This window comes from Hoylesella oralis ATCC 33269 (assembly GCF_000185145.2).
Classification (GTDB): Bacteria; Bacteroidota; Bacteroidia; order Bacteroidales; family Bacteroidaceae; genus Prevotella; species Prevotella phocaeensis.
This window is the reverse complement of record NZ_GL833119.1, coordinates 251948-267307: the sequence shown is the minus strand read 5'-3', so window position 1 is coordinate 267307 and position 15360 is coordinate 251948. Positions and strand designations below refer to the sequence as shown.

Below are 15360 nucleotides of genomic sequence, written 5' to 3'. Positions count from 1 at the left end.
CAAACAGAAATATCATAACAAGGAAAAAGAAAGACAGGATTCCGACACCAGTGTGAGATGTCGGAATTCTGTATTTTATAGTCTCCAAGAAAGACAAATATAAATAATTAAAATACATTAGGTTATGGCTTATATGTCACAAGAAGGCTACGATAAGCTCGTAGCAGAGCTTAGACAGCTCGAATCTATTGAACGCCCAAAGGCATCAGCTGCTATAGCTGAGGCTCGTGATAAGGGCGATTTGAGTGAAAATTCGGAATATGATGCTGCAAAAGAGGCGCAAGCTCATCTCGAAGATAAGATAAATCGTCTGAAGTTGACCATCGCCGAAGCAAAGATCGTTGATACCTCTCGTTTGAGTACGGATGCCGTTCAGATATTGTCGAAAGTCGACATGACCAACATGACGACAAAGAGCAAGATGTCTTACACGATCGTTAGTGAGAGCGAGGCCGATCTGAAACAAGGCAAGATATCTATTAAAACGCCGATTGCACAGGGACTGCTCAACAAAAAAGTGGGCGACGAGGTGGAAATAAAGATACCGCGCGGCGTTATCAGACTGAGAATAGACAAGATTACGGTGGAATAAAAAAGGACGATGATGGATATATTCAGTAAAATTGCTGCCGGCGAAATTCCCAGCTATAAGTGCGCCGAAAACGATAATTTTTACGCATTTCTTGATATTAACCCGCTCGCCAAAGGGCATACTCTCGTAATTCCGCGTCGCGAGGTAGACTATATTTTCGATATGGAAGATAACGAATTGGCCGAGTTTCAAGTATTTGCAAAGCGTGTGGCACAGGCTATCAAGAAAGCTTTCCCATGCAAAAAGGTGGCACAAGTAGTGCTCGGTTTGGAGGTACCTCATGCACATATCCATCTTCTGCCTATCAACAGTGAGGGCGATGTGGACTTCCGTAAGAAACACTTGGAACTTGCGGAAGAGGAATTTAAAGCGATCGCCGAAAAAATAAGGAACGCTTTCGAATAGAACAGATTCTGTGTTGAAACGATAAAAGGGTGGGAGTGCACATTTGTTTTTTGCATTTCCACCCTTTTCTTATGAATTACATAACGCCCGAACGGCCATTAGACCTTCATCGTTCTTTCCTACTCTTTCATCTTGAACATGCTCATACGAACTCTTCGCCTTTCTTCATCCGCACTTCATTCACGTATTTTCTGATGAGAGCCGAAGAGTCTTCTTTCTTACAAATGAGCAATATGTCGCCTTCTTCAGCCACAATAAAACCGTCGAGCCCATTGATTACCGCCAACTTTCCTTTGGGAAGTTTGATGATATTATTGCGACTGTCGTCGATGATCACATTCGAGTTCACCACCACATTATCTTCCTCGCCTTTTCGCATCGTCTCATAGATGCTGTGCCACGTACCTAAATCGGCCCAACCAAAGCTGCATTTCATCACATATACGTGCTCTGATTTCTCTAAAACACCGTAATCCATCGAGATATTCGGATAAGATGGAAAGTTATCACGTATGAATTCGTTCTCTTCCTCTACCGTCCAATCGGGATTAATCTCATCAAGATTTTGTAAAACAACGGGTAACAATGTTGTGAAACAGTGCTGCAGATGGCGCACGTTCGAAAGGAATAAGCCGGTGTTCCAATAGAATTCTCCGCTTTCGACAAAGACTTCGGCAAAGTTTCGCTCGGGCTTTTCTGTAAACGATTGTACCTTATATACATCATGCCCTGCCGGATCGCCGAGCTGAATATAGCCGTACCCCGGCTCCGCACGCGTAGGCTTCACACCCATAGTAAGCAATGCATCGTGATTTTCCACAAATTCTAATCCATCGATCACATTCATGCGGAAAGCATCTTCGTTATACACATCTTGGTCGGAAGGCGTTACAATAAGGTTAGCATCTTTATCTATGTGCATGATACGGTGAACCGCCCATGCTACACTGGGGGCCGTATTACGGTAAATAGGCTCTGCAAGAATGTTATCGGGTGAAAGTTCAGGCAACTGCTCCTGCACTAAATGCAAATATGTTTGGTTCGTACTGACATAAATATGGTCTTTTGGGAGTATTTTTACAAATCTGTCGTATGTCTGTTGCAGTTGTGTACGTCCTTTACCGAAAAAATCTACGAATTGTTTGGGATATTGTTCCCGGCTCGAAGGCCATAATCTTCTGCCTTTGCCACCGGCTAATATTACACAATAATTGTTCTTTATAGCCATCTTGCGAATATTGATTATAAACTTTTAAAATAGCATCCGAAGTTACAAAAATAATACGACAGTTCCAACGTTTTAGTATAATTTATAGGAAAGGAAATGTGTGTACGACCACAAACTAAAAGAAATTAAAAAGTTTCACAAAGAAGTTTTCGGGCGAAAAGTTTGCATGAAACGAAAAAACACAGTATCTTTGCACACACTAAGCCCAGATGGCGGAATAGGTAGACGCGCTGGTCTCAAACACCAGTGGAGCAATCCATCCCGGTTCGAGCCCGGGTCTGGGTACTAAAATCCCCTTGTAAATCCTTGATTTGCAAGGGATTTTTCTTTTTCAACATGTACTAAAAGTGTACTATGTAACAATACTATGAGAAAAGTGTACTTTTATCATTTTTCGATACTTAGTTTTATATTTAATTAACGACAACTTTTCCCTTTTATTCTGTTTGTTTCCCTTTCTTGGCCTTTTCTCCAACGAATGCCATACCTTTGCAAACAGTACTCACCTTATAAATTACAAAAATGGAAAATGATAGTCTAAAGATACAGTTTGACAGTATTCAACGAATATTAAACTACTGCATTACCCAGACCTACAATGTGCTCATTGGGGACATTATGAGAAAGAAGAGTTGTATTAGCTATATACAACTCAAAGAGATTTTGCAAAAAGAATATATCCGAATAACTGACGAACTTTCTTCCATTTATCTGAATCATCCAGCCCTTGCATGCGTAGAGGAATATTACAACTATGATGACTTTTTGTGGGAAAGTACTTTTTTCGAATCACTGACCAAAGAACAAAAACAGAAATATACCTCCTTCTCCGTATCTTCATTTGAATATGCGAAGTACATTGACCAACACACCTCATATAATGATGCTCTGCCGATGTTCTCGTATCTTGTTGATGCGATTCTATATGAACGCTATGCAAAATATCTCATGGCAGAAATAGAACGAATTGAATTGACAGAGGTACAAACCGTCCAGTCTCGCTCTTCAATTTTGATAAACGATGAACCATGTGAGCTGAAAAAGAAACCGGTCATCGTTGGTAAAGGAACAAATCCATTTCAATCCGAGTTTACAGATGAGCAAATTGAGATTCTTACCGCTTGCATCAACGAAATTCAATTATTCACGACCCACATATCTTCTAAGATACTCAAAGACTTTTTTGCTTGCAAACTCAAAGGGGTTCTGAAATCAAACAATAACCGCCAGCTGGCATATCTCATGCAAAGTCTTAATCTTCGAGGGTTCATTACTGATGAATGGCAATCTGCGATTGCTCGTAATGAACTTGTCTTGGGGAAAACAAAAGATACACCACTGACACGCACCGACCTTTCCACAGCAACAGACCAAATCAATATGAAGCAGCCGAAAGGATGGGAAATCATTGATAAATACATCAAACAACTGAAAAAAGGTTGAGCATAGGTTGACACCTCAAACATTGCTCAATGCCAATTACTTTTATCGTTTCTAATTTTGCCCTCGTTAACGAATAATTAGCGAAGGTGCACCTTCATATTGTTTAATTCAAAATATTTGCAATATGAAAAAAACATTAGAAACCCGAGTTGAAGAACTCGAACAAATGGTATTCATGAATAAGAATGTGCTGAGTTTTGAAGAAGCCAGCAGGTTCTTAAACCTCTCAAAGAGTTATCTCTACAAACTCACATCGGGTAATCTGATACCACATTACAAGCCACAAGGCAAAATGCTTTACTTTGAGAAGGCAGAACTTGAAGCATGGCTACGACAGAATCCCATTAAAACTTCTGCGCAGATAACGCAAGAAGCGCAGCGGTATATCATGGGCAACAAACCTTTAATGCAGAAGTAGCTCATGGCACAGGAAGATTTCATTCGTGTTGGCACGACCTTATACAAGATCGTGAACCAACTACGCATCAATGGCGGTTTTGTCAAGAAGCGTATCGTGTGGAACAATGAGACGCTACGGCAGGACTATGGAAAGGACTTTATTGCCACTGTCCCGAAGTACGATGGATTCTGCACAGTCCCTAATCATGTGGATTATCAGCCTGTGGTCGACAAGTTCCTGAATCTCTACGAGCCAATAGGACACCAACCAAAAGGAGGAGAGTTTCCACACGTTGAATCACTGATAAAACACATCTTTGGGGAACAGTACGAGTTGGGTATGGACTACTTGCAGTTGCTCTATCTCCAACCCGTGCAGAAACTCCCCATCCTCCTGATGGTATCAGAGGAACGCAATACAGGCAAAAGTACGTTCCTAAACTTTCTCAAATCCGTTTTTCAGAACAACGTAACCTTCAACACCAACGAGGATTTTCGCAGTCAGTTCAATGCGGATTGGGCAAGTAAACTGCTTATTGTGGTGGACGAGGTATTGCTCAACCGCAGGGAAGACAGTGAACGATTGAAAAATCTCAGTACAACACTTTCCTACAAGGTGGAAGTGAAAGGCAAAGACCGAAACGAAATCTCCTTCTTTGCCAAGTTCGTGCTATGCTCCAACAACGAGTTGCTCCCCGTCATCATAGATGTGGGAGAAACCAGATATTGGGTTAGGAAGATAGAACGTCTTGACAGCGATGATACCGACTTTCTGCAAAAGCTGAAAGCCGAGATTCCTGCCTTTCTCTATTTCCTGCAGCACCGAACTCTGTCCACCCATAAGGAAAGCCGTATGTGGTTTGCACCCAAGCTGACCTTTACACCAGCCTTGCAGCGCATCATCCGCAGTAACCAAAACAAGTTGAAACTTGAAATGTCCGAGCTGTGTCTTGACATCATGGAAATGAATAACGTTGAGGAAGTCTCTTTCTGCATCAATGACATGATGCCACTTTTGAGTAATACGCAATGCAAGTACGACAAAGGGCAGATAAGGAGGATTGTTCAGGACATCTGGAAACTCACGCCTGTGTCCAATACGCTGACCTACACCACCTACCAACTCAGTTACAACGCTCCGCAGTATTACTCTCCTATCCGAAGGACCGGCAGATTCCATACTATTACCAAGGAGCAGCTTAAGAGTCTCTAAACAATTTTATATCCATTATTTTGATGAAATGATGAATAGACCTATAAAGTATTCAGTACAAGTTGTTTACGTTTTCATATTTTGCTCATCATGGATATTCTGCTGATGAAAAAAGAAAAGGATTGTGTTTTTCTTTTCGGCAGCAACTCCATTTTGTTGAGTAGTATGATGAGGGTGCGATGAGTGCAAAACCATCTGATAACCATATAGATAAAATCAAATTCATCAAATTTTTCATCACTTTAACTTCCTACAATTATGAATATAAAGGAAATCAAACAAATTAAGTTGCAGGACTTTCTTGCATCAATGGGCTGTAAACCCGTAAAACAATATGGTGTCAACCTCATGTACCTTTCTCCATTAAGGACGGAGAAACACGCATCGTTCAAGGTAAATACAGAAATCAATCAATGGTATGACTTCGGTATTGGCAGAGGTGGCAATATCATCGCCCTTGCAGAGTTGCTTTACAACTCTTCGGACGTGTCTTATCTCATCCATCAGATAGAGCGTAACGCACCAAGCAGCGTGTCAGCCAGTCTGTCCACAGCCCAACCTACTCTACAGAAGAACTCCTTTGAACATCTTCAAGTGTTTCCCCTCATTCATCCAGCCCTTATCAAATATCTTAAGGAAAGGTGTATTGATATAGAAGTGGCAACCTCTGTGTGTAAGGAACTACACTTTGACACAAGGGGCAAGCATTACTTTGGTATTGGTTGCCCCAATATTGCAGGTGGTTACGAAATACGTAATCCGTTCTTCAAAGGCTGCATTGCACCAAAAGACATCAGCCATTTCTATGCAGAAGAACCGAAGAAAGTATGTTTTGTTTTCGAGGGATTCATGGACTTTCTTTCATTTATGACGCTTCGAAGAAGGGAGAATGACGGACTGAAACGGCAAGATTATTTGGTACTCAATTCTGTAACGAATATTCATAAGGCTGCAAAGAGATTATCAGGCTATGATAGCGCTCAATGCTTCTTGGACAATGACGATGCAGGAAGAAATGCCTATCTGCAATTATCAAAGAATTTGGGAAAATCTGTTATGGATGCATCAATTTTATATAATGGCTACAAAGACTTGAACGAGTATCTGTGTGCAGAATCCAAGCATTCAGAGAGAGCTGAAATCAAGAAAACCAAAGGGATTAAGCTATGATTACAGACACAGCTCTGCATGATCTGTTTTTCGGAGAGCAAGTTTATGTTTTGGGCATACCAAAACCACTTGCTCCACCTCCTGACACTCGGCGCAGAGGATTATCCCGCCGGTCTCCATCAAAACAAAATAAAGAAACGAATATGACTAAATCAGAATACAATAAAGGCGGTCGACCGACTAAGGGCGCAGCCGAAAAGAAGAAATACCGCATCACGGTAAAACTCACCACAGAAGATTACTACACGCTCAAAGGTAAAGCCAAGAACACAGGGATATCCATGAGTGAGTTTGCAAGAAAAGTTCTTGAGAAAGGAAATGTCATTGAACGGCTAACCATAGAGCAAGCAGACTTCATTCGCAAGCTGTGTGGCATGACAAACAATCTCAACCAGTTGGCATATCGTGCCAATGCGGAAGGGTTTCATGCCGTTGGTCCTTTTCACAAAACCATCATTGGCAAGATTGACGAAATCCTAAATCTGATACGAAGATGATTGCCAAGATAATGAAAGGTTCGGGCTTCAAGGGTGTCATCAATTACATCCTTGACCCGAAGAAAGGAACGATACTCATAGACAGTTCTGGAGTGAGAACAGACAGCATCAGCCATATTATCCAGAGTTTCATCGACCAGACGGAACTAAATCCACGAGTAAGTAAGGTTGTGGGACATATCTCCCTGAGTTTCTCCGCACAGGACTCTCCCAAACTCAACAATGAATGGATGGCGAAAGTGGCTCGTGAGTACATGGATAAAATGGGAGTAAAAGATACACAGTACATCATCGGTCGCCATTTCGACAAGGAACATCCGCACGTTCATATCACTTTCAATCGGATAGATAATAACGGCAAGACTATTTCTGACCGTAACGACCGATTCAGAAGTGAGAAGATTTGTAAGGAACTGACCGCCAAATATGGTTTATACTTTGCCGATGGCAAGGAGAACGTCAAGGAACACCGCCTGAAAGAACCCGATAAGACAAAATATGAAATCTATCAGGCATTGAAAGCAGAGATAGCTCGGTGCAGGGATTGGAAAACCCTCCTTACTCACTTGAAAGAACAAGATATTGATGTCCGTTTCAAGTATAAAGGTAACTCACAGGAAGTGCAGGGTATCATCTTTGAAAAGAACAGCTATCATTTCAATGGCTCGAAGGTGGACAGGAGTTTCAGCTATTCCAAGATTGACTTTGTCCTGCAACAGAATGACAGGGAACACGAACAACAGATGCAAGGAACGATAAGCCTTATATCTAACATTGCAGATGTTACGAGCGAATTTGCCAACGACCTTATAGAAGGAGGATTGGGATTGTTCCAGACTCATGGCACTGTCCCTGCGGAAGTTTACAACACACTCAACAAAAAGAAGAAAAAGAAAAAACGTAAAATACATTTATAATTATGGCAGATAATAATACATTTGTCCTCTTCGAGGAAATCAAAAACAAGCTGGAGACAATTTACAGGGAACTAAAAGAGTTGAAAGAAAAGGAGAACTGTTCGGTCTCTCCTCCTGTTCCCTCCACACCTGTACAACGTGACGACCAGCAGGAACAGGAATTGCTCAATCAGTATGAACAGCGGATAAAATCCGTGATTAACAAGTATATTGGTGTGCAAGTGCGCATCAAGGACGAGGAGGCTAAATCCATAGACAAATTGGTGGCAAGTGTCCTGACCATGCTGCACGAGTGGCAGGAGCAGAAAGAGCATCCGCAACCTCAGGAACATATTCACAGGCATAGCTTTGACATCAAGTCATCTAAAGTCTTTACTTCTGTGGTGGCAGTGTCTATCCTTTGTTTTGTTTCTTTGGTCGGTAACTACTTCCTATGGCAAAGCAAACAGCAAAACAAAGACGATGCCTTGAAGTTCCGTATCATCAGAGTGTGGCGGGGCTGTAGCTCCAAGGATATTCTATGGCTCAACGATGTGTTTGATATTCATCGCAATGAAGACACAATCAGAAAAATTAAGAAGGCAACTGATAGTTACGACATGGAACTGAAGCAAAAGGCCGATAGTTTGATGCAAATGAAATTGAAATAACCCTATATGAAGCAAGCCCAACCAAAATTCTCGCTTGGTTGGGCTTGTGCGCTGCATATTAGTCTATGATTTCCCAAAAGCCACCATTATCTGGTCCAACACGACGGAGGTACTTGTTACGCATATATTCGATGTTACGCATGATAGAGGTGGCACTAATCCCTACGGCAGCAGCAAGTTCAATCTTGGTAATATATGGATTTTCAGCCATTAATTGCAAGATGGTAATACGATTTGATGTTAATTTATCACCATTTTCTAATGCTTTAGCTACAACTTTCTCCACTATTACCTTTCGTTTATCAGTCACCTTGGTTTGCTTATCGGTCACCCTATCAGATACCTTTGGCTGTTCATCAGTAACCTTTTCAGATACCTTTAGGTGATTATCAGTCACCTTGTCCGCATTCTCTTTCATAGACTTCTCTTGCTCCGACACAACCTTCGGCACTGTGATTTTCAAAATAAAATCATCAAGATGGAAGGATAAATGTGATGTACCATTAGCTTCTAACTCCCTACACATACGATCCACACCTTCACCAAACTCCTTTACAAAGTCGTATGTTTTAAGGAATTGGGCTATTTTTGGATTACGCGAGAAATGTGTATGACGAATGTTAGAGGGCTTGACCGTTCCAGGCAGCCTGCCCGGCGACTCAAATACCAAACGATTGTCAAACATCTTAATTTGAATTTCAGTACCCTTGATATTGTAGGCACGGTGGCAACAAGCATTGACAACCATTTCCTGAATCACAAACTTTGGGTAATCTCTATTGGTTATAAATTGCCCATGCTGTCCAAGGAATGTATGTTCCTCTACTTGGGTCTCAAGATAAGCAATCGTAGCTTTCACCTGGTCAAGTATCGTTCCTCCAAAGGTTACGTCCTTAATCACGTTCATTTCTGCGCCCACTCTCTCTTCTGTACCTTTATAACGGATAAAGCGAGTACGCCCACGAGGAAAGAACTTTTGAGGATATTTACCAAACAACAGGACACAAGCCACACTGACTTGCTCCTCTCCCTTTGAATTGGTAGTCATGAAGTCATTATTCTCATGTAGATATTGCTTTGCCGATTTGGTATAACCAATCAATTCTGTATATCTTTCGACAGCAGTCATATCAATATCATCTATCGTAGCACCATACACAGCCGTATCTTCATAGTAACGCTCACCCTTGTCATACATCAACTGTATGCGTTCTTCAAAAGATAGTTTACGGCTCTTATCTCCAACACGCATATAGGCTTCGTCCGCCTGATTGGCGTGAAGCTCCGAACTTGCAGGGATATACATTAACAAGATATGGTTGTCGTTCCCATCCTTGTCAGTACAGGGTAGCAGGTCGCTGGTAATAGGCACAGAAGGATTACAGAAATCTAAAGGAACACGTAGTAACTCATTCAGTTTCTCTGTATGTTGATCTATGCCTTCTATCTTCCTCTTCTTATCAGACACACCAATAGCAATCGTTCCACCATCAGCATTAGCAAATGCCACGATGGTAATAGCCAATGCTTTCGGATCAATTTGAATGCTTTTGCAATCAAACGTCTGATCTTCCTTGCGAGCTCGTATCTCTTGTATGGTCATATATCATTGTTTTATTGTTTAATAATGGAAAAATCTATGTTGTTATTTTTTCAGACTCGAGTTTTATATACTAAATATGGGCTCCATATAATTGGATCTGCATACATATTCCGTTACACTCATGAGATTTTTCGAAACTTCCACATACTTTTAATACTTAATATTCTTTTATAGTGTATCAATTATTCTACGTAACTCTTTTACAACGTCTGCCATATTTCTGATTCTTTTCTTTTTCGAATGATTTATCATTGTACGAATAAGAACGTATATAGATTCTTCTCTTTCAAAGAAATCCTCCCTACAGATACATCCTATGGGAGCATTTCCTTGAAAAATATACCAAAAAACTTTGCCTAACTGAAAAACATCTGATTGGTTGTCTATTTTGCAATCAATTTTTTTTTCGCCTCTTCCTTCTGCAAGATACTTATTCATAGCCTCAGGAGAAAGCCACCCTTTGGGACCAATGAATTCATTTTGCCTATCATAATCCAAATCTCTACGTGTTACAAGACCTAAATCTCCAATTTTCCATTGACTTTCATGAAAAATCAAAATATTATCTGGTTTTATATCTCGGTGGTAATAACCTAACTCATTTAAATCATTCAGCCCTTCCGCAAGTTGCAGGCATAAATTCAACTTTTCTGATTTATCAATATCATGCTCCTCTAAGTACTGCTTAAGGTCACTATCTGCATAATCCATCATATAGAAAGGAAAGAATTCTTTCCTTTCTTTTTCTTCGCCTTTTCTAGTTTTGTATGATTCTGTACATTGTACATATCCTTGAAGGTCAATTTCTATTATGTTGGGTATATGGTTCCTTTTACAGACCTCCAAAGCACTAATCTCTGTGCGGAATCTTTCATTGGCATCACTTCCAACATAATCACCATCTCTAAAAGAATCACGCACATTTGATATTTTTATAACTTTCTGAGGTTGGGATTTGTAAATATCAATAAAATCTTGACTTGGATATAACGCCAAAATATACGAATGTGCACCTTTATTCCGTTTAAATTGCGGGCTTACGGAATAAGCATAATAATCTATATTGTTTATGCTTAGTTGATTATTACGAGGTTCATCGTTTAGACAAATAGCATTCCCCTTAGAAACAAAATTTGTTACTACAAGCATATCCATACTATTCCAAGTTTGACAGATCTATTAACCAATACTTTCCTATAGGATTTAGTTCTATTTTATCTAATCCGTATTCCTTTGAAAGATAATCTATGATTTCATTCACCACATCCCCCCGTTCTCTTTCTTATTACATAATAATTGTTCAAAAAATTGTAGACGCATTTCACGGGCTCTTTTCGAATTGGACTGACTAACACAATTAATAGCATAATCCATAAAAGGACGACAATCTTCATTTGAGGGAGTAATAAAATCGTTTTCACTAATGAAAGTCAATATCTTGTATTGATACTGAAGAACTTCAAACTTTTCATCGATATGTTCGTTTATGAAACAAAAAAGAGTATAAAAATCATTCTTTTGTTTATATCTTGTTTGATTTATTGGCTTTATGTCGTTTAAGGCATATATTTTATTTATTACCATTGAAAAACGGGCATGTTTTTCATTTACCACTTCTTCACTTAATTTTGCCTCAAATAAATTCTCGACAGCATTCCTTTTTTCTGTAATACCATAGAACAGGTATGCGACAATTTCTTCTATAAGTCCTCGGTCATTCATGCGAAGTTTTGTCTTATCTGTAAAAATATCCAGTTCTATGAGTTGTTGAATATCCATAATCCTGTAAACTAACTTAAGGAAATCAGAATCATGATGATATGCTTGATTTACTTCCGCAGGGTTAAGTTGAATGCCTCTTTTATTTACCAGATAAAAGAACTCTTCTTTTGATTCTCCTTTTGAAGAATCAAAATTTTCAATCTCGACAATATTAAGTCGATAATCTAAGAAAAATTCCGGGTCGTATTCTTTAAAGAACTTCTTTTGATTATCCTTAAACTCATTATGATAGTATTTATAGATAGTTGTCGCACGCTGTTGTCCATCCACCATTTCATATTTTCCATTCTCATTTTTTAGTATAAAAAAATTTGGGAGCGGGTATCCTTTATAAATTGAATCAATAAGTAGTCTTTGTTCTTTAGGTGTCCATATGAAATTACGCTGATATGGAGGACGCAAATTTATAGACTTACTCTCTATGAGGCTTATTAAATCTCTAATTCTTAGTTCTTTATTCTTGTATTCCATAATTATAAAGAATAATTAATTTATTAATCCAACGACTCCGGTACATCATCCATTGCATCATCCTCTTCATCCTTTTTCAAGAAGTCTAAGAATACACGGAGGAATGCTGTTTCTTTGAAGAAATAATTAGGATTTTCCTCCAGTTTCTCCTTAATAAAGTCAAAGCCATAGTTAGCGTATTCCTCCATTTTGGTAATGAGGTCATCCACGACCTTGCGCTGAGTGATTTCGCCTTTATCTAAAGCAATGAAGTCAATATCCGTTCGAGCTATCAATGCAGCAAACATATATTCACGCAAACGTGGATATTGTGTTCGGCCAAGACGTGATTCGCCTGTCCCCCAGTTGGAGATAGCCCAACCAAAGTGTTTCCTTTTGGCTTTATCTTCTATCAAAGGTTTAGTTTTATTGCTATACAATCCAATGAAAAAGGCCAATATAAACACTTCGTAGCCTGCTCCATATATCTTTCCTCTTACCTCCTGATACTGATTCACCCCCTTACCATAGTCCGAGAACACACTTATCACGGAGTCTTGGTAACGTTCTTCCCATTCGGGATTACGTTTGCCCCAAAGTTCATATAAAGATTCCATACTACTTGATTTTTTCTATTGTTGTACGAACAGTTGCCATATTCTTTGAATTAAAGCCATCGGCTTTCTTGATACGATAGACGGAACATGTCAGTTTTTCTATTTCCGAGAAGCGGACCCTTCCTTTGGTGATGAAATCCTTGGTTACAATAATACATTGTTTCTTCAGATTATCAATCACATTGTAAAAGTTCTCTTCCTTGGAATCGCCGAACGATGATGTTGCAGCATCAAATACAAGAGGATAATCCTCGTCACGCTTTTCTTGTGTAAAGTCAGATATGGCAAACAGGACGGATATATACATCACCGTCAATTGCGAGCCAGATGGCTTTTTTATTTCCGTACCGTTAGAACTATATAGGCGTATTTCCGTCGAGTCGTCAGCTGTCTGCCAAAGACGAATTTCACCATGGAAGTCGCTTGCACTGAGTTGCTCTAAATAACCATTTGCCTTGTCTTGCATTTCTCCAAGGAAACGTCGAAGATTCTCCTTTTTAGCAAACGCAAAAGCTTTGGCTATCTCTTCAAGGACACGGTGGACATCACGATACACCTTCACCTGTGAACTGTCTGGATTCAATTCATCCATCTGTTTCTGCAATCCATCCATCCTCGTCTGAAGCTGTGTTAACTCACCCTTCAGTTCCGTAAGCCTCACTTCTGCTCTGCCTTTCTGTTCAAACAGCCCTTTGATGTCATTGAAATCCTTCTCCAGAATTGCCTCAGACACATTTCCGGCCTGAATCAGCAGGCGTGTTTTTTCGTCTATCGTATCTTGTATCTGTTGCTCCACTTCCTTCAGGTCCTCGTTCAGACGCTCCACCAGCCCCATGCGGTCACTAATTTCACGGATAAGTCCAGAAACCTGCAGCTCATTGCTGCCGCTAAGCGAAATGCTCAGATTGTGCAGAGACTCAATGTTGCTAAACTTGAATAGTTCCTTCTCCTCAATGGCTTCCTTCTGACTCTTCTTGGCGGTCTCCAATGCTATATGCCTCTTATACTCCTCCAGTTTCTGCAACATAAAGTTGTAAGCCTCATCCCCTTCTTCAACCGGACGCCCACACACCTTGCAGATATGGTCATTTAGCATCTCCTCCATCGTTTCCTGATTGGGCAGATACCAAGGTAATTCAGGGGCACCATTTACCAATGCACCTTGTATTTCCTTAACTGCCTCCAATTTCCCGATTTCAATAGCCTTTTGACGCTCATAATCTTTTTCCTGCTTTCTCTTTTCCCTACTAAGAGCTGAACATTTTTGCTTGAACTCTTGTAGAACATTCGGGAAAGCACAAAGAATCCACATTTTATCAAGAAGAGCGTGGTTATAATCAATATAACTTATCTGGGCTTTTAATTTCCTACGTTTTTCCTCCTTGCTCTTTAACCTGCTTTGTATGTCTTTGTATCTTTCAGATGTTTCCTGATTCTCTTCAAGTTCTCCCAACCTCTTAGAAAAAACTTCCAACGATGTTGTTTTGTCTTTGATATCTTTCTTTTTAGTTGAGATTTCCTCTGCAAGACGATTTATCTGTAATTCTAATGATTTAGCTTCACCTGCGACCTTCCTGTCAGATTTCATTTCTTTCAGATAGGCAGCATTTGCTTTTTCCTCAAAAGATGACGTATATTCTACAAGGTCATCGAACTTTCTTATATCAGAAAATTTGTCAACTAAATCCTTTAAAGCAGTAGCGTTGTCGAAAACATTAAGTTCCGACTCACCCTTAAACATACTGAATCTCTGAACAAAGGCGTCATAACATCTGTCTATAAGATTCTTTCCACTCAACTGAATACGTTCTGAACCAGAATTCTCATAACCTCTATAAACAAGTGAACCGGTTCTAAAGAAGTCTTCACTAACACGTTCAACGGAAAAAGACTTTTCTACCGACTTTTCACCATCATGTTCAAAAAGCATAGAAACGGAAACATCTTCTTTTTCGCCAATTTCCATTTTTGACTTTCGCATTTCTGACATATGGTCAATATTGCCCTTGTCAATAGTTGTATTGAACAACCACTGCAAAGCATCAAAAAAAGTTGTTTTACCGTCACCATTATCTCCCAGAATAAGAGTCAGGCCGTCTGAAAACTCAAATATATTATTATCTCCGTAGTAACTACGGAAATTTTTGATTCGGATTTCTTTGATTATCATACGTTATCGATTAAAAATTTGTCTATTTCCTTCCAAAGTTCTTTTTCAGAAGTTCCTTCACCTGTACGTTTGATAATCTGTGCAACAGCATTTATTACATAATTGTCAGAATCAAGTGCTTGCTCTATTGTGCTGATGTCAGAAGGAGTATAATCTCCGAACTTCATCAGATTCTCATCAAGCAAGACTGCTTGCAGCATTTTGTTGTCATTATTTCTTGCCAT

General features: G+C 39.7%; 16 protein-coding genes and 1 tRNA gene. 10 read left to right on the top strand and 7 right to left on the bottom strand.

The annotated features are described in order from the left end of the window. Positions 1-124 precede the first annotated feature (124 nt). Both greA and HMPREF0663_RS03800 read left to right on the top strand, forming a co-directional pair. Positions 125-592 carry a transcription elongation factor GreA gene (greA, locus tag HMPREF0663_RS03805; protein ID WP_004368881.1) on the top strand — a complete coding sequence of 156 codons (468 nt, stop codon included), beginning with the start codon at positions 125-127 and terminating at the stop codon, positions 590-592. 12 nt (positions 593-604) lie between these two features. Continuing rightward, entirely contained in the window at positions 605-997 is a 393-nt protein-coding gene (locus HMPREF0663_RS03800) for an HIT family protein (protein ID WP_016665388.1), read from the top strand. Between the two features lie 142 nt (positions 998-1139). Here the strand turns inward: HMPREF0663_RS03800 and HMPREF0663_RS03795 are convergent, their stop codons facing one another. Then, complete coding sequence (locus tag HMPREF0663_RS03795) at positions 1140-2225, bottom strand: mannose-1-phosphate guanylyltransferase (protein WP_004368879.1); 1086 nt, start codon at positions 2223-2225, stop codon at positions 1140-1142. Positions 2226-2428: 203 nt separating this feature from the next. On the opposite strand from HMPREF0663_RS03795, the gene HMPREF0663_RS03790 reads away from it, so the two are divergent. From HMPREF0663_RS03790 to HMPREF0663_RS03755, 8 genes are all read left to right on the top strand, one after another. Next, a tRNA-Leu gene (locus HMPREF0663_RS03790) sits at positions 2429-2510 on the top strand. A 237-nt stretch (positions 2511-2747) separates the two neighbouring features. Beyond that, entirely contained in the window at positions 2748-3668 is a 921-nt protein-coding gene (locus HMPREF0663_RS03785) for a hypothetical protein (RefSeq protein WP_004368878.1), read from the top strand. Positions 3669-3792: 124 nt separating this feature from the next. Further along, positions 3793-4086, top strand: a complete 294-nt coding sequence (locus HMPREF0663_RS03780; protein ID WP_004368877.1) for a helix-turn-helix domain-containing protein — start codon at positions 3793-3795, stop codon at positions 4084-4086. A 3-nt stretch (positions 4087-4089) separates the two neighbouring features. Then, positions 4090-5280, top strand: a complete 1191-nt coding sequence (locus tag HMPREF0663_RS03775) for a primase-helicase family protein (protein ID WP_004368876.1) — start codon at positions 4090-4092, stop codon at positions 5278-5280. 258 nt (positions 5281-5538) lie between these two features. Continuing rightward, positions 5539-6450 (top strand): toprim domain-containing protein, encoded by a 912-nt coding sequence (locus HMPREF0663_RS03770; protein ID WP_004368874.1) that lies wholly within the window; start codon positions 5539-5541, stop codon positions 6448-6450. Between the two features lie 143 nt (positions 6451-6593). Beyond that, the gene (locus tag HMPREF0663_RS03765) at positions 6594-6947 is read left to right on the top strand and encodes a plasmid mobilization protein (RefSeq protein WP_016665387.1); all 354 of its coding nucleotides are present in this window, start codon (positions 6594-6596) and stop codon (positions 6945-6947) included. Next, the gene (locus HMPREF0663_RS03760; RefSeq protein WP_004368872.1) at positions 6944-7864 is read left to right on the top strand and encodes a relaxase/mobilization nuclease domain-containing protein; all 921 of its coding nucleotides are present in this window, start codon (positions 6944-6946) and stop codon (positions 7862-7864) included. Before HMPREF0663_RS03765 ends, HMPREF0663_RS03760 begins: the two co-directional genes overlap by 4 nt. Before the next feature lie 2 nt (positions 7865-7866). Then, the gene (locus HMPREF0663_RS03755) at positions 7867-8514 is read left to right on the top strand and encodes a hypothetical protein (protein WP_004368871.1); all 648 of its coding nucleotides are present in this window, start codon (positions 7867-7869) and stop codon (positions 8512-8514) included. A 58-nt stretch (positions 8515-8572) separates the two neighbouring features. Here HMPREF0663_RS03755 and HMPREF0663_RS03750 read toward each other — a convergent pair whose 3' ends face one another. From HMPREF0663_RS03750 to HMPREF0663_RS03725, 6 genes are all read right to left on the bottom strand, one after another. After that, on the bottom strand, positions 8573-10117 hold the full coding sequence (locus HMPREF0663_RS03750; protein ID WP_004368870.1) for an RNA-binding domain-containing protein: 1545 nt from the start codon (positions 10115-10117) through the stop codon (positions 8573-8575). Between the two features lie 168 nt (positions 10118-10285). Beyond that, positions 10286-11272, bottom strand: coding sequence for a protein kinase domain-containing protein (locus HMPREF0663_RS03745; RefSeq protein WP_004368869.1), 987 nt, complete (start codon positions 11270-11272; stop codon positions 10286-10288). 102 nt (positions 11273-11374) lie between these two features. Beyond that, a complete protein-coding gene (locus HMPREF0663_RS03740; protein ID WP_004368868.1) occupies positions 11375-12370 on the bottom strand; it encodes a DUF262 domain-containing protein in 996 nt (331 codons plus the stop codon). Positions 12371-12393: 23 nt separating this feature from the next. Beyond that, complete coding sequence (locus tag HMPREF0663_RS03735; RefSeq protein ID WP_004368867.1) at positions 12394-12966, bottom strand: hypothetical protein; 573 nt, start codon at positions 12964-12966, stop codon at positions 12394-12396. 1 nt (position 12967) lies between these two features. Then, entirely contained in the window at positions 12968-15136 is a 2169-nt protein-coding gene (locus HMPREF0663_RS03730; protein ID WP_004368866.1) for an AAA family ATPase, read from the bottom strand. Further along, the gene (locus tag HMPREF0663_RS03725) at positions 15133-15360 is read right to left on the bottom strand and encodes a hypothetical protein (RefSeq protein ID WP_004368865.1); all 228 of its coding nucleotides are present in this window, start codon (positions 15358-15360) and stop codon (positions 15133-15135) included. The genes HMPREF0663_RS03730 and HMPREF0663_RS03725 overlap by 4 nt, the downstream gene beginning before the upstream one ends.